We start from the raw sequence: 15749 nt of genomic DNA, 5'->3' as shown, positions 1-15749 counted from the left end.
TTCCCTCAGAAAGAGGACCCTCACCGTCATGACCGCCGCCACCCGCTCCGAGCACGATCTGCTCGGCGACCGTGACGTTCCCGCCGAGGCGTACTGGGGTGTGCACACCCTGCGGGCCACGGAGAACTTCCCCATCACGGGCATGCCCATCTCCGCCTACCCGCACCTGATCGACGCCCTCGCAGCCGTCAAGGAGGCCGCCGCCCTCGCCAACGAGGAACTCGGCCTGCTGGAGCCGAGGAAGGCCGCCGCCATCGTCGAGGCCTGCCGGGAGATCCGCGACGGCAAGCTGCACGACCAGTTCGTCGTGGACGTCGTGCAGGGCGGCGCCGGCACCTCCACCAACATGAACGCCAACGAGGTCGTGGCGAACCGGGCGCTGGAACTGCTGGGCCACGCCAAGGGCGAGTACGGGTTCCTGCACCCCAACGAGGACGTCAACCTCGGCCAGTCCACCAACGACGTCTACCCGACCGCCGTCAAGATCGCGACGGTGTTCGCGGTGCGCGGGCTGCTCGACGCGATGTCCGTCCTCCAGGACTCCTTCGCCCACAAGGCCGTCGAGTTCCGCGACGTGCTCAAGATGGGCCGCACCCAGTTGCAGGACGCCGTCCCCATGACCCTGGGCCAGGAGTTCTCCGCCTACGCCGTCATGCTGGACGAGGACCGGGCCCGGCTCGCCGAGGCCGTCCGGCTGATCCACGAGATCAACCTCGGCGCCACCGCGATCGGCACCGGCCTCAACGCACCCGCCGGCTACGCCGAGGCCGCCCGCCGCCACCTCGCGGCCATCACCGGACTGCCCCTGGTCACCGCGGCCAACCTGGTCGAGGCGACCCAGGACTGCGGCGCCTTCGTGCAGATGTCCGGCGTGCTCAAGCGCATCGCGGTCAAGCTGTCCAAGAGCTGCAACGACCTGCGGCTGCTCTCCTCCGGCCCGCGCGCCGGCCTGGGCGAGATCAACCTGCCGCCCGTGCAGGCCGGTTCGTCCATCATGCCCGGCAAGGTCAACCCGGTCATACCCGAGGTCGTCAACCAGGTCGCCTTCGAGGTCATCGGCAACGACGTCACCATCACCATGGCCGCCGAGGCCGGACAGCTCCAGCTCAACGCCTTCGAGCCGATCATCCTGCACTCCCTGTCGGAGTCCATCACACATCTGCAGAGCGCCTGCCTGACCCTGGCCGAGCGCTGCGTGTCCGGCATCACCGCCAACACCGAAGCGCTGCGCGCGAGCGTCGAGAACTCCATCGGCCTGGTCACCGCCCTCAACCCGCACATCGGCTACACGGCCGCCACCGGCATCGCCAAGGAGGCCCTCGCCACCGGCCGGGGCGTGGCCGAACTCGTCCTGGAGAAGGGGCTGCTCCCCGCCGAGACCCTCGCCGGCCTGCTGCGCCCCGAGGTCCTCGCCGGCAGCGGCCGGACCCCGGCCTGACCTGCCGGAGCGCACCGGGACCGGTGGAGGGACAATAGCGATCATGACGTCGTCGACGACCTTCCAGCCGGTCCTGGAGCGCATCGCCGAGGAGATCGAGCGGACCCCCGGCCGCGGCCGGCCCGCCGACTACATCCCGGCGCTCGCCGCCCGTGACCCGCGCAGCTTCGGCATGGCCGTCGCCGAGCCGGACGGCACGGTGTACGGGGTGGGGGACTGGCGGGAGCCGTTCTCCGCCCAGTCCCTCACCAAGGTCTTCACCCTCGCCCTCGACCTGGCCCGCGAGGGCGACGTCCTGTGGGAGCACGTGGGACGCGAGCCCTCCGGCAACCCCTTCAACTCCCTGGTCCAGCTGGAGTACGAGAACGGCATCCCGCGCAACCCGTTCATCAACGCGGGCGCCCTCGTCGTCACCGACCGGCTGCACACCCGTACCGGGGACGCGTCGGGTGAACTGCTGGCGTTCCTGCGGGCCGAGAGCGGCAACCCCGACCTGGGCTTCGACCAGGAGGTCGCCGCGTCCGAGACCGCCCACGGCGACCGCAACGCCGCGCTCGGCCACTTCATGGCGTCCTACGGCAACATCGACAACCCCGTGCCGACGCTCCTGGAACAGTACTTCCGGCAGTGCTCGATCGCCGCGTCCTGCGCCGACCTGGCCCTCGCCACGGGCTTCCTGGCCCGGCACGGCATCCGCGCCGACGGCACCCGTCTGCTCACCCGCAGCCAGGCCAAGCAGATCAACGCGATCATGCTGACCTGCGGCACGTACGACGCGGCCGGTGACTTCGCCTACCGGGTGGGTCTGCCCGGCAAGAGCGGAGTGGGCGGCGGCATCATCGCGGTCGTGCCCGGCCGCTGCACCCTGTGCGTGTGGAGCCCCGGCCTGGACGAGCGGGGCAACTCGGTGGCGGGCGTGGCGGCGCTCGACCGGTTCACGACCCTGACCGGCCTGTCGGTGTTCTGACCGCAGATCTCATCCCGCCCGGGGCCCGGGACGCTCAGCCGAGGAACTCCTCCGGCATCGGCAGCAGCAGTGCCGTGAGCCGCATGAGCGCCATGTGGGTGGTGTCCGGGAGCACCGCCGGCCGGGCGTCGGCAACCAGATCACGCATCTCGGCGGCGTGTTCGACACGCAGGAAGTCCGTGTCGCCGAGCACCAGGAGCGTGGGGGCCGCCGGACCGCGCAGGTCGTCCGAGGCCCAGGGCAGCGGGGCGTGCGCCGCGGTCCCGTACTTGGCCAGGTCCGCGAAGTGCCCGAGGTCCGGCGCGACGGCATCCTGCGGCTGCTCGCCGGACCGGACTGGCGGCGCCACGCGCCCTCGCGGCCCGGGTGGACCCGGACGCCTCGCGCTTCTACTGGACAGGCGCTGTGGGACCCCGACCGCGTGGGACGCCTCGGGTACGTCTCGAACCAGTCGGCGCAGGGCATCCTGGCCGGGCTCGGCGAACCGGACCGTGTGGTGTGGGCCCCGGCGGTGCTGCTGGTCCTCGGTGTGGGGCGGTGCGGGCCCGCCGGGCGGTTGCGGCGGGGGACTGGACGGCGGTGTTCACCCTGACGGATATCGCCGCCTGTCTCGTCAGCCCGATCACCTGGGTGCACCATTTGGTGTGGCTGCTGCCTTGCTTCGCCGTGCTGGTCCGCGCGGGCGCTGCCGGGTGGCGGGCGCCCTGTACGCCGTGCAGTGCACGAGCGTGGTGTGGCTGTGGTTCGACGACGCGTCCGGCGTCGACGGGTTCCTGGGCGGCAACATCTACGCCCGGATCACTCCGGGCCCGCTGCTGTGGCTGCCGGCGGGTCAGCTCCGCCGGGGCCTGCGGACCGGAAGCCGCAGCACCAGCACCACGACGGCCGCGCCCGTTCCGGCGGCGCCCGCGATCATCCCCGCCTCCGTCCAGACCGACCCGTGCTCCTGCGGCGCGGCCGCCGCCACCGCGGGCGGTGTCGTCGCGGACGTGCCCGGCGCACCGAGCGAGCCCACCGCCTCGACCTTCCCGGCCGACCTGAAGCCCCAGTCGAGCAGCGAACGGGCCTCCTCGTACACGGCGGACCCGCCGCCCTCCTGAGGGTTCATCACCGTCACGACCAGGGTCCGTCCGTCCCGGCGGGCCGCCGCGACGAGCGTGCTGCCCGCCTTGGAGGTGTAGCCGTTCTTGATGCCGATCAGGCCCCGGTACGGCTTCACCCCCTTGGCGCCGCTCAGCAGCCGGTTGGTGTTGAGGATCGGGTACGACCCGTTGCCGCCGTCGGGGAACGTGGCCTCGACGGTGGCGCAGTACCGGGCGAAGTCCGGGTTGTGCAGCCCCACCCGGCCGAACACGGCCAGGTCGTACGCCGACGACACCTGCCCCGGTGCGTCGTAGCCGTCGGGTGACACCACGTGGGTGTCACGGGCGCCGAGGGACCTGGCCTTGGCCTGCATCCGCCGGGCGGTGACCCGCCAGCCGCCGTTGAGCTCGGCCAGGACGTGCACGGCGTCGTTACCCGAGTTGAGGAAGACACCGCGCCACAGGTCGGCGATCCGGTACGTATGGCCCTCGGCGACCCCGACCAGGCTGCTGCCCGCGCCGATGCCCCGCAGCTCCTGCTCGCGGACCGTGTGCCGGACGCCCGCCGGCAGCCCGGGCAGCACGGTGAGGGCGAACAGGGTCTTCAGGGTGCTGGCCGGGGGCAGCTTGCGGTGTGCGTTGTGGGCGGCCAGCACCTCTCCGGTGCCGGCGTCGGCCACCAGCCAGGACAGTGCGGAGACCTTCGGGAGGCGCGCGGCTCCGGTACGCGGTCGGACCTGGGTGCCGGGGCGGTACAGCAGCGAGGGGTGCGGGCCCCCGGCCCTCGGGCCGCCCGGTGGAGTGGGCTCCGCCCCGCCGGGGTCGGCCACCGCCGCGGGCGTCAGCGCCAGAAGCCCTGCCACGCAGAGCGCACCGGCCGACACGGCCACCCGGGAAGAGAATCCGTTGATCATACGGTCAACGTAGAAACGCAGATGCTTCGCGCGGCGACGACGGGGCCGCACTGCCCGCGCTAGCACCCGGATGGATGATCCCCCGTGCCCGGCTCCCCGACCTCCGCCGCGTCCTCGGCGACCGGCCCCGGTGACGCCCTGGGAAGGGCACGGTCGGGTCAGTCCGAGGGCAGGGTCGGCTGGATGCGCCGCAGGAACGTCGCATTGTCCGGCGTCTGGCGCATCCGTTCCAGGAGGGTCTCCAGGCCGCCCTGCCCGTCCCGGCCCTGCAGCACGCGCCTCAGGCCGTGGACGGCCGTCAACTCGGCCGGTCGCAGCAGGAGTTCCTCGCGACGGGTGCCGGAGAGGGCGATGTCGACGGCCGGGAACACCCGGCGGGACGCCGGGTCCCGGCTCAGCCGGAGTTCCATGTTGCCGGTGGACTTCAACTCCTCGAAGTAGAAGTCGTCGGCCCGCGAACCGGTCTCCACCAGGGCGGTCGCGAGGACCGTGAGCGAGCCTCCCTCCTCGGCCGACCGGGCGGCGCCGAAGAACCGCTTGGGGCCGGTCAGCGCGGACGCGTCGACGCCCCCGGTGAGGATGCGGCCACCGGAGGCGGCGGCGTTGTTGTGAGCCCGGCACAGCCGCGTCAGCGAGTCGAGGAGGACGACGACGTCCTCACCGGCCTCCACGAGCCGCTTGGCACGCTCGATCACCAGGTCGGCGAGCGCGATGTGCTGCTTGGCACTGCGGTCGAAGGTCGAGGCGTACACCTCGCCCCGCACGCAGCGCCGCATGTCGGTGACCTCCTCGGGCCGCTCGTCGAGCAGCAGCATCATCAGCCGGCACTCGGGGTGGTTGCCGGTGACGGCGGCGGCGAGCTGCTGGAGGAGGACCGTCTTGCCGGTCTTGGGCGGGGCCACGAGGAGCCCGCGCTGGCCCTTGCCGACGGGTGCGATCAGGTCGACGACGCGCCCGGCGAGGCCGGCCGCCGGGTGTTCGAGCCGCAGCCGTTCGTGCGGGTGCAGTGGTGTCAGGTCCCGGAAGTGGCGCCGTCCGTGCGGGCCGCCGGGCGCACGGCCGCCGACGCGTGCGACGTCGGTCAGGGCGCGCCGGTCGCCGGTCACGCCCTCGACGAGGTCGCCCCTGCGCAGGCCGTACCGGCGGATCAGCGCGGGGGAGACCACGGCGTCGGCGGGCGAGGGCAGGCAGTTCTCGCCACGCAGGTGTCCCTTGCCGTTCGTGTCGACGTCGAGGACACCGGACACGGTCCGTTCCGGGGACTGCTGCTGGACGGACGGGTTGTCGAGTGTGGTGGTCATGGTGGTGTGTGTCCTTTCACGGACGGCAGGCATGGGACATGCGAGGTAGGGGAGAGAGCCGCGAGGGGAGGGCCGGTGGCACGCCTCCGGGCGGCGGGGAACAGCACCTCGGATACGACGAACACGTCGTGGTGCCGGAAAGAAGGAGAGAGTGAAGAAAACAGCACCGGCGCCCGTCAACAGGGGCGTACACACGTGCTGTTCGCACTGTACCACCGAACGCGGTGGAGGCAAGCCGTTACCTCAACGCGTGGCCAGCAGCCCGTACAGCAGCGGAATGCGCGGCTCGGGCAGCCGCCACCAGCCGGACGCCGTGCGGACCATCCGCGGCCAGCGCGGCCAGGGGAGCTCGTCACCCTCCCGCAGTCGCCGCACGGTGAGTCCCGCACCCGACAACGCGTTGACGACCTCGCCCATTCCGTGCGGCCACTCGTAACTGTCCGTCGCACCCTCGAGGGCCGGGCCGTCGGTGTAGGTGTGGGTCCCGTCGCGGTGCACCGGGCCGGCACCGCCCAGATAGTCGTGGCGCAACAGCAGCTCGGGCCCCTCGCCCGGACCGGGCTTCGGCCCGAGCGCGTTGAGCAGGGGGTGGAACTCGACGACGTACAACAGGCCGCCGGGACGCAGGAGCCGGGCGATGATCTCCGCCCACCGGCCGAGGTCGGGGAGGTAGCACAGGGCGCCCTTGCCGGTGTAGACGACGTCGAACCGCCGCCCGCCCAGCGCCTCGACCGCGTCGTACACGTTCGCCCGGACGTACGTCACGTCCGCTCCGGCCTGCGCCGCGATGTCCCGGGCGGCCGACACCGACGCCTCGGAGAAGTCGAGGCCGACGGCCCGGGCGCCGCGCCGCGCGAACGCGATCGTCTCCGTCCCGAGGTGACACTGGAGGTGCAGCACGTCACGTCCGGCGAGCTCGCCGAGGTCCTCCCACTCGAACGGGGCGAACCAGCGCCCGGGGTCGAGGTCCTGGTCGAGACCGTAGAAGCGGCTGGCGAGATGGACGGGCGTGCGGGCGTCCCAGTTCGCCTGGTTGGCCCGCATCAGCCGCTCGTGCTCGACGGACGTCATGGGGACATCCAACCGCGAACCGGTCGCCCGTACCGGGAGAACGCGGGAACGGAATCGGGACGTGGCGCTCAGAGCGAGCGGGAGCGCGCCTCCTCGGTGATCCGTTCGAACTGCTCGCCCATGGCCGCAGCGAGAGCCTGGGCCGCCGACAACGGGCGGACCATGACCGTGAATTCGTCGATGAGTCCGTCCTCGTCGACATGGATGAAGTCGCAGCCGTTGATCTCCCGGTCGCCCACGCGTGCGGTGAAGACCAGGGCGGAGTCGCGGCCGCCCGCGTCGTTGATCTCGCGTACATAGCGGAAGTCCTGGAAGACCCCGGAGACGGCGCGCAGGATCGCCGCCGTGATCGCCTTGCCGCTGTACGGCTTGAACACGACGGGACTGGTGAAGACGACGTCCGGCGCCAGCAGCGCCTCGGCGGCATCGAGGTCGAGCTTCTCGATCGCCTCACGGAATGCACGCATCGAAACCGCCTTGGTCAATTTGTTGAGTAGGTGCGGAGTAGAATAATCATCTGTTGGTACGGTGTCCACATGTCTCTCAAGTACGCCGTGCTGGCGGCCCTCCTGGAGGGCGAGGCCTCGGGGTACGAGCTGTCCAAGGTGTTCGACGTGTCACTGGCCAACTTCTGGGCCTCGACCCCCCAGCAGCTCTACCGCGAACTGGAGCGCCTCGCGCAGGACGGACTGATCGAGGCGAGGGTGGTCCGCCAGGAACGACGGCCCGACAAACGGATGTTCACGCTGACCGAAGCCGGCCGCCGGGACCTGGACGCGTTCGCCGCCACGCCGCCGCGGCGGCCCACCGCCATCCGCGACGAACTCCTCATCAAGATCCAGGCGATGGACGGCGTGGACCCGGACGCCACGCGTGTGCTGGTCGAGGAGCGCGAGGCGTGGGCCCGCGGGAAGCTCGCCCGCTACCGGCGGGTGCGCGAACGCCTCCTGGCCGGACGCACCGAGGCGGAGTACCTCCGGGAGGCCGACCGCATCGGCCCGTACCTCACGCTGCTGGGCGGCATCTCCTTCGAGGAGGAGAACGTCCGCTGGTGCGAGCGCGTACTCACCGTCCTGCGGCAGCGGGCTCCCCTAGGCTGAGCCGATGTTCAGCCCCGAAGGCCCCAGTGTGCGCGAACTCGCCGTCCAGGCGCTGTCGTCCGTCGAGCACGGCTACGACCTCCTCGCGCCGAAGTTCGACCACACGCCGTTCCGGACACCCGACGCGATCCTCGACGCCGTCGGCTCGGTACTGCGAAGGACCGGGCCCTTCGACGCCGGACTCGATCTGTGCTGCGGTACCGGGGCGGGCGTCGGTGTGCTGGCGCGGGTGTGCCGGGAGAGGGTCACCGGTGTCGACTTCAGCGCGGGCATGCTCGACGTCGCGCGCGAGCGGGTCGGGCCGCCGGGCCCGCCGGTCTCGTGGGTCCGGGCCGACGCCCGGGCGCTGCCCTTCGGGCCCGCCTTCGACCTGGTGGTCAGTTTCGGGGCCTTCGGGCATTTCCTGCCCCGCGAACTGCCCGGGCTGTTCGCCCAGGTCCGTTCCGTCCTGCGGCCGGGCGGCTGCTTCGCCTTCCCGCTGGTCGCCCCGCCCCGCCCGGGCTCGCCCGGCTACTGGGCGCTGCTCGGCTTCGACACCGTGATGCGGGTGCGCAACGCGCTCTGGCGGCCTCCGTTCGTCATGTACTACCGCGCGTTCCGCCTGGCGGACGTGCGGCGCGAACTCACGGAGGCCGGCTTCCGGGTGGAGCTGTGCGCCCTGCCGGAATTCGGCCGTCGGCCCGACGGCAGCCCGCGGGTGCGTCTGGTCATGGCGCGGCTGCCGGACCCGGCCCGGGCGCGGGCGTGAGGATCAGCCGCGCAGGAAGTCCAGCAGGTCGTCGTTGAAGGCCTTCTCGAAGTCGCCGACCAGGCCGTGCGGGGCGCCCGGGTACACCTTCAGTGTCGCGTCCTCGACGAGTTCGGAGGTCCGGTGGGCCGAGGCGGCGATGGGCACGATCTGGTCGTCGTCCCCGTGCGCGACGAGCGTCGGCACGTCGATGCGCCGCAGGTCCTGCGTGAAGTCGGTCTCGGAGAACTGCTCGACGCAGTCGTGGGCACCCTTCAGGCCGGCCTGCATGCCCCACCGCCAGAAGGCCCGCCGCATGCCCTCCGAGACGGCCGCACCGGGCCGGTTGAAGCCGTAGAAGCTCTCGCTCAGCTCCCAGTAGAACTGCGAGCGGTCCGCCGCCACGCCGCCGCGGATCCCGTCGAAGACCTCCTTCGGCGTGCCCTGCGGATTGGCGTCCGTGCGCAGCATCAGCGGCGGCACCGCCCCCAGCAGCACGGCCTTGGCGACCCGCGCGGTCCCGTGCCGCCCGAGGTAGCGGACCACCTCGCCGCCGCCGGTGGAATGCCCCACCAGGACCGCGTCGTGGAGGTCCAGGGCCTCGATCAGCTCGGCCAGGTCGTCGGCGTACCGGTCCATGTGGTTGCCCTGCCAGGGCTGGCCCGAGCGGCCGTGCCCGCGGCGGTCGTGGGCGATCGCCCGGAAGCCGTGCTCGGCGACCAGCCGGGCCTGCCCGTCCCACGCGTCCGCGTTGAGGGGCCAGCCGTGGCTGAACACCACGGGCTGCCCCTCGCCCCAGTCCTTGTAGTAGAGCTCGGTGCCGTCGGAGGTCGTGAACATGGTCATGGGGATCCTCTCGGGTCTCGCCGGGGGAAGCCGTGCCGTCTCTCGATGATCTCCGTCATCTCCGCCGGCCCGCGTCGGCAGTCCGCCGAACGGGTGAGCGACGACTGCCGGCCGCGAGCGGCGACTTCTGCCCGGCAGGGGGCGTCCGGAACCGGCGCCCCCCCGGGGCCCACCCTCACAGCACCCTGTACAGGGCGTCGATCAGCGCCGTCTTGCGCGGGTCGTCGGCGATGCGGGGCCCCATCCGGTTCATGACATAGCCCAGGGACACCCCCGCTTCCGGGTCCGCGAGCCCGCAGGAGCCGCCGAAGCCGTCGTGTCCGAAAGCGCGCGGGTTGGGTCCGTAGGAGCCCGCGGGGCCGCTGAGCCAGAGCCCGAGGCCGGCCTCCGTCTCGTGCTCGAAACCGGCGCCGAGCACCAGGTCCCGGCAGCCGCCCTGTCCCTCGCGCACCCGCTCGGCGGCCTCGGGCGACAGCAGGCGGTGGCCCTCGTGGGCGCCGAGACCCGCGAAGACGCCGTACAGCCCGGCGACCCCGCGCGCGGTGCCGTGGCCGTTCGCCGCCGGGATCTCCGCGGCCCGCCACTGCGGGGTGTTCGCCGTGGCGGCGGACACCGCCGGATTGGTCAGCGCGGCGACGGCCGCCGGCGCCAGCCGGGCGAAGACCGCGGCCTGTTCACTGCCGCCCGTGGCCGGTGCCTGAACCAGCTCGGCCGCCCGGCCGTACTCCCCCTCCGGCAGGCCGATGCGGAAGTCCAGGCCGAGCGGGCCGGTCACCTCCCGCTCCAGGAACGCTCCCGGCCCGAGTCCCGACACCCGACGTACGACCTCGCCCACCAGATGGCCGTAGGTCAGCGCGTGGTAGCCGGACCGGGTGCCCGGTTCCCACCAGGGCTCGGTCGCCGCGAGCCGCTGCGTGGTCAGCTCCCAGTCGCACAGCTGCTCCAGCGAGTGCGGCTCCCGCAGACCCGCGAGACCGGCGCGGTGGGACAGCAGATGCCGGACGAGGACCTTCTCCTTGCCCGCCGCCGCGAACTCGGACCAGTACCGGGCCACCGGCGCGTCCAGGTCCAGCAGCCCCCGGTCGGCGAGGATGTGCGCGCACAGCGCCACCGGCCCCTTGGTGGTGGACCACACGTTGACCAGGGTGTCCCGCTCCCACGGGCGGGAGCACGCCGCGTCCGCCCAGCCGCCCCACAGGTCCACCACCGTCCGGCCGCCGACGGTGACGGCCACCGCGGCGCCCAGCTCACCGCGCTCCCGGAAGTTCTCCTCGAACGCCTCGCGTACCGCCGTGAAGCGCGCGTCGCAGTGACCGCGCACCTGTGTCCCGAACTCGGACATGAGCCCCCTCCGCCGACCGTCCCGGGCCCGGTACGCCGCGTCGCGGGCCGGGCGCGATGAACGTACCGACTGGTCGGACCGCGCGGAAGTGCGGCGGTGGGAAACCGGCTGGATCAGATGTACGAGCGCATCCAGCGCAGTTTGACCGCCTCCTGGAAGGGGCCGCCGCCCTCGTGGTCGTTGAAGTCGTAGACCTCGATCGCCTTGTCGTCGTGGGCCCAGGCGTTGAAGGCCGCGAAAACGGTCGACGGCGGGCAGGTCTGGTCCTCCAAGGCGGCCGAGAACAGCGCGGGCGCCCGGCCGCGGGCGGCGAAGTGGACGCCGTCGAAGTACGACACCGTGCGCAGGGCGTCCTCGGTACGGCCGCGGTGAGTCTTGAGGTAGAGGCCGATCTCCCGGTACGGGTGCCGCTCCGTGAGCGTCGCCGCGCGCGGGAAGTCGCACAGGAACGGCACGTCGGGCGCGATGCCCGCCAGATCCGGGACCAGACCGCCGACCGCGATCGTGATGCCGCCGCCCTGGCTCGTACCGACCGCCACCGTGCGCGTCGGGTCGGTCAGGGGGTGGGAGCGGGCCGCCTCCACGGCACGCACCGCGTCCGTGTACACCCGGCGGTAGTAGTAGTTCTCCGGGGCGTCGATGCCGCGGGTCATGAAACCGGGGTACGCGGGCGCGCCGCCCACCGGGTCCGCCGTGCCGCCGCCCCCGCCCCAGGCGCTGCCCTGCCCACGGGTGTCCATCACGAAGTGCGCCCGGCCCGAGGACGCCCACAGCAGGTGCTCGTGGGGGAGCCCGCGCCCGCCGCCGTAGCCCAGGAACTCCACGACCAGCGGCAGCGGGCCGTCCGCGCCGGCCGGGAGCGTCAGCCAGCCCTTGACCGGATGACCGCCGAAGCCCGCGAACGTCACGTCGAAAACCTGCACCGTGGTCAGGCCCGTGTCGACCGGTTCGAAGCGGGCGTCCAGGTCGTGCAGACGCGCCTCTTGGAGGGTCTTTGACCAGAAGGCGTCGAAGTCCTCGGGCTCGTCGGCCGCGCTGCGGTATTCACGGAGCTCGTCGAGCGGAAGGTCGAACAGGGCCATACGGGACCGCCTTGGGTGGGAAGCAGCTACGGGGCCGTGCGGATGATCACCCTACGGGCGGGGTCGGAGGGCGGGCCAGGCGTTCGTCCGGACCGTTCCGGGGCCCGGAACGTCACGCGTTGCGACGCGTCCACTCCGGCTCCGTACGGGACCACGCGCGGTCCCATTCGGCCATCCGCCGGCGCCACGCCACCCGGCGCACCAGGGAATGACCGAAGAGCACCACGAACACGGTCCCGCCCGTGGCGCACGTCCCGACGGTGAGGGTGTGCTGCCACACCGCCGAGCCGTCCACCGGCGGCGCGACACTGCGCCCCCGATCGTCGAACCAGACCTCCACGGTCTCGCCCTGCCGGGTGTCCGCGGGGACCCGGGCCGTCGCGGTGCGCTTGGCTCCGCCCGGCTCCGTCCAGCGCACGTTTGCCCGGTAGGCGTGCTGTCCGCCGGCCTGCACCGACGGCAGCGAGTCGTTCCTCTCGACCACCTCGGCCCGGACCGAGTGCCGCTCGGCCCGTTGCTCCGCCGCAAGCGACCGCGCCTCGCCGTGTGCCCACCGGGCGGCGGCCGTCCCCGCCAGGGGCGCGCCCACGAGGAGGAGGACGGCGACCGCCGGCACCGTCCACGCCTCGACGACGTCCGACCGGCGCCGCAGCGGACTGCGCCGCCAGCGCCGGCTTCGCTTCAGGGTCCGCACATGCCCACCTCCTCGCCGTCATCGCGGCCGGATGGCCGGACCGGCCGTGCGGTGCGCCGCCGTTCCTCCGCGTCACGTCACGCGTGCGATGTGCCCCCACCGACCGGATACCCCGTCCGGCACCGTCGATCGCCCTGCGGCCACCTGCGGGGCAGGAGCGGCCGGCCGGAATCCACGGCTGGGTGCCCGGCGCGAGCGCGGCGAAACACCGCGGTCAGCCGAACCGTTCGATGCGGATCCGATCGACCGGCTGACCGGCCGTCACCAGCAACCGTGAGGCGTGCTCGGCGAAGGAGTTGGAGCCGCACACATAGGCCTCCCACCCACCGGAAGGCTGCTCGGCCAGGAGAGGTGCCACATGTGCGGTCGCCATACGTCCGATGGCCGTGCCCTCCGGCGCGCTCCTGGTGAAGACCGTGGTGGTCTCCGCACCCAACTCCCGGGCGTAGACGAGCTCCTCAGGACTGCGCGCCGACACCACCATCCGCAGCGGCACCGTCAGGTGCCGTGCCCGGTGGTGCCGGACCATCGACATCAGCGGCACGACCCCGGAGCCGGCGCCGATGAGCAGGGCGGGCCGGTCGCCCGGCCACGCGAAGAAGCCGCTCACCGGGCCCCGCACCTCGATCCGGTCACCGGGCCGGGCGACCGCGTGGAACCAGCCCGAGACCTCTCCGCCCTCGACGTGGTCCAGGGTGAGCTCGACGTGCCCGGAATCGTCCGGCGCGGACGCGAGCGAGTAGTGCCGCTGGGCGGTGTAGCCGTCCTCGGCGGTCAGCCGCACCATCAGGTGCTGGCCCGGCAGATGGCCCGGCCAGCCGGGCACGGCGAGCCGGAAGGTGGCCACGCGCGGGGTCTCGCGGCGGATCTCGACGAGGGTGGCGGTCTGCCACTCGGACGCGGCCTGCTCGTGCACGGCGATGCGCCCGGGCACGGCGAACCGCGTGGGCGGCACGAAGCGCTCCGTCACGGCGGTCTCAGTCACCGGAGTACCTCTGCTCCTCCCAGGGGTTGCCCCGCTCGTGATACCCGTTGCGTTCCCAGAAGCCGGGCTCGTCGTGGTCGAGGACCCGCAGGCCCGCCACCCACTTGACGCTCTTCCAGAAGTACAGGTGCGGCACGAGCAGCCGGGCGGGGCCGCCGTGCTCGGGGGCGAGCGGCCGCCCGTCGTACTCCCAGGCGATCCAGGCGCGGCCGCCGGTCAGGTCGGCGAGCGGCAGGTTCGCGGTGTAACCGGTGTGCGAGTAGGCGACGGCATGGGTGGCCGACCCATGGGGCCGGACCACATCCAGGAACGCGTCCAGGGACACGCCCGCGAAGCGCACCCCGAACTTCGACCAGCTCGTCACGCAGTGGATGGCACCCTCGTACGCCGACGGTTCCAGCCGGTGCGCCGCCTCCCAGTCCCAGGAGCGGGGCTCGGTCACCAGCCCGTCGACGCGGAAGGTCCACTCGGCGGCCGCCAGCTCGGGAGTGACCTCGGCCGACAGGACGGGCCAGTCGTCGCCCGCGTCGTACTGGCCGGGCGGCAGTCCGGGGTCGGCGACGCGGGGACGCCCGGTGAAGCCTCGGGTGATGTGCATGCGGTGGTGCCTCCGGGCCGGGCCGACGGTGCCCCGCCGGACCGGAGTGCTCGGTGTGTGCGTACTCAACCGTACGTGCCGGGTGTGCTAGTCCTGCCGGCCGGGACCCGGCGAGGCGTTGTAGCGCACGAGGTAGTCCGCGAACCGGCTCAGGTCCTCCACGGGCCAGTCCGCCAGACGCTCCCGGAAGGCCGCCCGGCGGCTCTCGGTGACCTGGGCCAGGATGTGCCGCCCGGCTCCGGTCAGGTGCAGCACCTGGACGCGGTGGTCCGCCGGGTCGGGGCGGCGCTCGATGAGACCGGCGCGCTCCAGTCCCGTCACCTGGCGGCTGACGGTGGACTTGTCGAGGGCGTAGTGGGCGGCCAGGTCGGTGGCCCGGCACCCACCGCTCTCCTCCAGGTGCCCGAGCAGCGTGTACGACACCAGTGACAGCTCGGGGTGCATCCGGCCCGCCGCCGCCCGGGCCCGGCGGGCGAAGACGGTCATCTCCCGCTGGATGGTCTCCACGGCGTCTGCGGTGTGCACGGGACCTCCTCACCGGCGGTGGTTCTCGACTTCCTCCATGGTTGCACGACCCAACCACCCGGCCGGACGCCGTCCCGAGGGCCGTACCGGGCCGCGGGCCCGTCGGGTAGGGTTGCCGTCCGGCCCGGGGAGGACCCGGCCGTCGGAAGCCGAGGAGGTGAGACCCATTACCGCTGTGTCAGCTCGGGTGCTCTCCTCTCGATGTCACGCCGATCGCCGGTCGTAGGCGATCACCGGAGCGCCCTTCGGTTCCCGAAAGGCTCTGGGCTTCCATGCCGTCTGTGTCCGCAGTCCCCCCTTCCACGCCGTCGTCCCGTGACTCCGTCGTCGCCGCCCTGCGCGCCGCGGGCTGCGTCTTCGCCGAGGACGAGGCCGCGATGATCCTCGACGCCGCGCGCACCCCGGCCGAGACCGCCGCCATGGTCGAGCGTCGTGTCGCGGGCCTGCCACTCGAACTCGTCGTCGGCTGGGCCGAGTTCCGTGGCCTGCGCATCGCCGTCGCCCCGGGCGTCTTCGTGCCGCGGCGGCGCACCGAGTTCCTGGTGGAGCAGGCCCTGCGGCGGGCCTTTGGCGCCGCCGTGGTCGTGGACCTGTGCTGCGGATCGGGCGCCGTGGGAGCGGCCCTGGCCGCCGGGCTCGGCGACGTGGAACTGCACGCCGCCGACATCGACCCGGCCGCCGTGCGCTGTGCCCGCGGCAACGTCGCCGCCGTCGGCGGACGTGTCCACCGGGGCGATCTGTTCGAGGCGCTGCCGGTCGCCCTGCGGGGCCGCGTCGGCATCCTCGCGGCCAACGTGCCGTACGTGCCGAGCGACGAGATCGGGCTGCTGCCGCAGGAGGCCCGTGATCACGAGCCGCTGGCCGCCCTCGACGGCGGCACGGACGGCCTCGACGTCCTGCGCCGGGTCGCGGCCGGGGCGCCCCACTGGCTCGCCCCCGGCGGCTGCGTCCTGGTGGAGACGAGCCGGCACCAGGCCCCGGCCGCCGTCGAGGCGTTCGAGCGCAACGGACTCACGACCCATCTGGCCGTGTCGGAGGAGCGGTACGCCCACGTGGTGGTCGGCGTCCGGCCGTGAG

At 72.8% G+C, this 15749-nt stretch carries 17 protein-coding genes; 5 read left to right on the top strand and 12 right to left on the bottom strand.

The window, feature by feature from the left end:
- The first annotated feature begins 28 nt into the window (after positions 1 to 28).
- Both aspA and ACIQU3_RS04400 read left to right on the top strand, forming a co-directional pair.
- The gene (aspA, locus tag ACIQU3_RS04405) at positions 29 to 1438 is read left to right on the top strand and encodes an aspartate ammonia-lyase (protein WP_403727781.1); all 1410 of its coding nucleotides are present in this window, start codon (positions 29 to 31) and stop codon (positions 1436 to 1438) included.
- Between the two features lie 43 nt (positions 1439 to 1481).
- The gene (locus ACIQU3_RS04400; protein ID WP_403727784.1) at positions 1482 to 2405 is read left to right on the top strand and encodes a glutaminase; all 924 of its coding nucleotides are present in this window, start codon (positions 1482 to 1484) and stop codon (positions 2403 to 2405) included.
- Between the two features lie 34 nt (positions 2406 to 2439).
- Here the strand turns inward: ACIQU3_RS04400 and ACIQU3_RS04395 are convergent, their stop codons facing one another.
- The 5 genes from ACIQU3_RS04395 to ACIQU3_RS04375 all read right to left on the bottom strand — a co-directional run bounded on the left by ACIQU3_RS04395 (position 2440) and on the right by ACIQU3_RS04375 (position 7240).
- Positions 2440 to 2754 (bottom strand): hypothetical protein, encoded by a 315-nt coding sequence (locus ACIQU3_RS04395; protein WP_403727786.1) that lies wholly within the window; start codon positions 2752 to 2754, stop codon positions 2440 to 2442.
- Positions 2755 to 3237: 483 nt separating this feature from the next.
- Positions 3238 to 4401 (bottom strand): D-alanyl-D-alanine carboxypeptidase family protein, encoded by a 1164-nt coding sequence (locus ACIQU3_RS04390; RefSeq protein WP_403923307.1) that lies wholly within the window; start codon positions 4399 to 4401, stop codon positions 3238 to 3240.
- A gap of 158 nt (positions 4402 to 4559) precedes the next feature.
- Positions 4560 to 5702 (bottom strand): transcription termination factor Rho, encoded by a 1143-nt coding sequence (gene rho / locus ACIQU3_RS04385; protein WP_403727791.1) that lies wholly within the window; start codon positions 5700 to 5702, stop codon positions 4560 to 4562.
- Between the two features lie 243 nt (positions 5703 to 5945).
- A complete protein-coding gene (locus tag ACIQU3_RS04380; protein WP_403727794.1) occupies positions 5946 to 6773 on the bottom strand; it encodes a class I SAM-dependent methyltransferase in 828 nt (275 codons plus the stop codon).
- Positions 6774 to 6841: 68 nt separating this feature from the next.
- Positions 6842 to 7240 carry a nuclear transport factor 2 family protein gene (locus tag ACIQU3_RS04375; protein ID WP_403727796.1) on the bottom strand — a complete coding sequence of 133 codons (399 nt, stop codon included), beginning with the start codon at positions 7238 to 7240 and terminating at the stop codon, positions 6842 to 6844.
- A 69-nt stretch (positions 7241 to 7309) separates the two neighbouring features.
- On the opposite strand from ACIQU3_RS04375, the gene ACIQU3_RS04370 reads away from it, so the two are divergent.
- Together ACIQU3_RS04370 and ACIQU3_RS04365 are read left to right on the top strand one after the other, a co-directional pair.
- On the top strand, positions 7310 to 7873 hold the full coding sequence (locus tag ACIQU3_RS04370; protein ID WP_403727798.1) for a PadR family transcriptional regulator: 564 nt from the start codon (positions 7310 to 7312) through the stop codon (positions 7871 to 7873).
- A gap of 4 nt (positions 7874 to 7877) precedes the next feature.
- Positions 7878 to 8621, top strand: a complete 744-nt coding sequence (locus ACIQU3_RS04365) for a class I SAM-dependent methyltransferase (RefSeq protein ID WP_403727801.1) — start codon at positions 7878 to 7880, stop codon at positions 8619 to 8621.
- Between the two features lie 3 nt (positions 8622 to 8624).
- On the opposite strand, the gene ACIQU3_RS04360 is transcribed toward ACIQU3_RS04365, so the two are convergent.
- The 7 genes from ACIQU3_RS04360 to ACIQU3_RS04330 form a co-directional block, all read right to left on the bottom strand.
- Positions 8625 to 9446 carry an alpha/beta fold hydrolase gene (locus ACIQU3_RS04360; protein WP_403727803.1) on the bottom strand — a complete coding sequence of 274 codons (822 nt, stop codon included), beginning with the start codon at positions 9444 to 9446 and terminating at the stop codon, positions 8625 to 8627.
- A 175-nt stretch (positions 9447 to 9621) separates the two neighbouring features.
- The gene (locus tag ACIQU3_RS04355) at positions 9622 to 10788 is read right to left on the bottom strand and encodes a serine hydrolase domain-containing protein (protein ID WP_403727805.1); all 1167 of its coding nucleotides are present in this window, start codon (positions 10786 to 10788) and stop codon (positions 9622 to 9624) included.
- Positions 10789 to 10901: 113 nt separating this feature from the next.
- A complete protein-coding gene (locus ACIQU3_RS04350; protein WP_403727807.1) occupies positions 10902 to 11870 on the bottom strand; it encodes an acetylxylan esterase in 969 nt (322 codons plus the stop codon).
- A gap of 112 nt (positions 11871 to 11982) precedes the next feature.
- Positions 11983 to 12564, bottom strand: a complete 582-nt coding sequence (locus tag ACIQU3_RS04345) for a hypothetical protein (protein WP_403727809.1) — start codon at positions 12562 to 12564, stop codon at positions 11983 to 11985.
- Between the two features lie 214 nt (positions 12565 to 12778).
- Positions 12779 to 13534, bottom strand: a complete 756-nt coding sequence (locus ACIQU3_RS04340) for a ferredoxin reductase (protein ID WP_403728278.1) — start codon at positions 13532 to 13534, stop codon at positions 12779 to 12781.
- 7 nt (positions 13535 to 13541) lie between these two features.
- Positions 13542 to 14147 carry a sulfite oxidase-like oxidoreductase gene (locus tag ACIQU3_RS04335; protein ID WP_403727811.1) on the bottom strand — a complete coding sequence of 202 codons (606 nt, stop codon included), beginning with the start codon at positions 14145 to 14147 and terminating at the stop codon, positions 13542 to 13544.
- Between the two features lie 87 nt (positions 14148 to 14234).
- Positions 14235 to 14672: a MarR family winged helix-turn-helix transcriptional regulator gene (locus ACIQU3_RS04330; protein WP_403727813.1), complete on the bottom strand. Its 438-nt coding sequence runs from the start codon at positions 14670 to 14672 to the stop codon at positions 14235 to 14237.
- 272 nt (positions 14673 to 14944) lie between these two features.
- On the opposite strand from ACIQU3_RS04330, the gene ACIQU3_RS04325 reads away from it, so the two are divergent.
- Entirely contained in the window at positions 14945 to 15748 is an 804-nt protein-coding gene (locus ACIQU3_RS04325; RefSeq protein ID WP_403727815.1) for a putative protein N(5)-glutamine methyltransferase, read from the top strand.
- Position 15749 lies beyond the last annotated feature (1 nt).

Origin of the sequence: Streptomyces sp. NPDC101110 (genome assembly GCF_044759525.1) — a bacterium.
GTDB lineage: Bacteria > Actinomycetota > Actinomycetes > Streptomycetales > Streptomycetaceae > Streptomyces.
This window is presented reverse-complemented; position numbering and strand designations above follow the sequence as displayed.

Bases quoted from the DNA above. Each gene is read 5' to 3' on its own strand.
- rho (WP_403727791.1), bottom strand. From the start codon at position 5,702: ATGACCACCACACTCGACAACCCGTCCGTCCAGCAGCAGTCCCCGGAA.
- ACIQU3_RS04325 (WP_403727815.1), top strand. From the start codon at position 14,945: ATGCCGTCTGTGTCCGCAGTCCCCCCTTCCACGCCGTCGTCCCGTGAC.
- ACIQU3_RS04355 (WP_403727805.1), bottom strand. From the start codon at position 10,788: ATGTCCGAGTTCGGGACACAGGTGCGCGGTCACTGCGACGCGCGCTTC.
- ACIQU3_RS04335 (WP_403727811.1), bottom strand. From the start codon at position 14,147: ATGCACATCACCCGAGGCTTCACCGGGCGTCCCCGCGTCGCCGACCCC.
- ACIQU3_RS04370 (WP_403727798.1), top strand. From the start codon at position 7,310: ATGTCTCTCAAGTACGCCGTGCTGGCGGCCCTCCTGGAGGGCGAGGCC.
- ACIQU3_RS04365 (WP_403727801.1), top strand. From the start codon at position 7,878: ATGTTCAGCCCCGAAGGCCCCAGTGTGCGCGAACTCGCCGTCCAGGCG.
- ACIQU3_RS04360 (WP_403727803.1), bottom strand. From the start codon at position 9,446: ATGACCATGTTCACGACCTCCGACGGCACCGAGCTCTACTACAAGGAC.
- ACIQU3_RS04375 (WP_403727796.1), bottom strand. From the start codon at position 7,240: ATGCGTGCATTCCGTGAGGCGATCGAGAAGCTCGACCTCGATGCCGCC.
- ACIQU3_RS04390 (WP_403923307.1), bottom strand. From the start codon at position 4,401: ATGATCAACGGATTCTCTTCCCGGGTGGCCGTGTCGGCCGGTGCGCTC.
- aspA (WP_403727781.1), top strand. From the start codon at position 29: ATGACCGCCGCCACCCGCTCCGAGCACGATCTGCTCGGCGACCGTGAC.
- ACIQU3_RS04400 (WP_403727784.1), top strand. From the start codon at position 1,482: ATGACGTCGTCGACGACCTTCCAGCCGGTCCTGGAGCGCATCGCCGAG.
- ACIQU3_RS04380 (WP_403727794.1), bottom strand. From the start codon at position 6,773: ATGACGTCCGTCGAGCACGAGCGGCTGATGCGGGCCAACCAGGCGAAC.
- ACIQU3_RS04350 (WP_403727807.1), bottom strand. From the start codon at position 11,870: ATGGCCCTGTTCGACCTTCCGCTCGACGAGCTCCGTGAATACCGCAGC.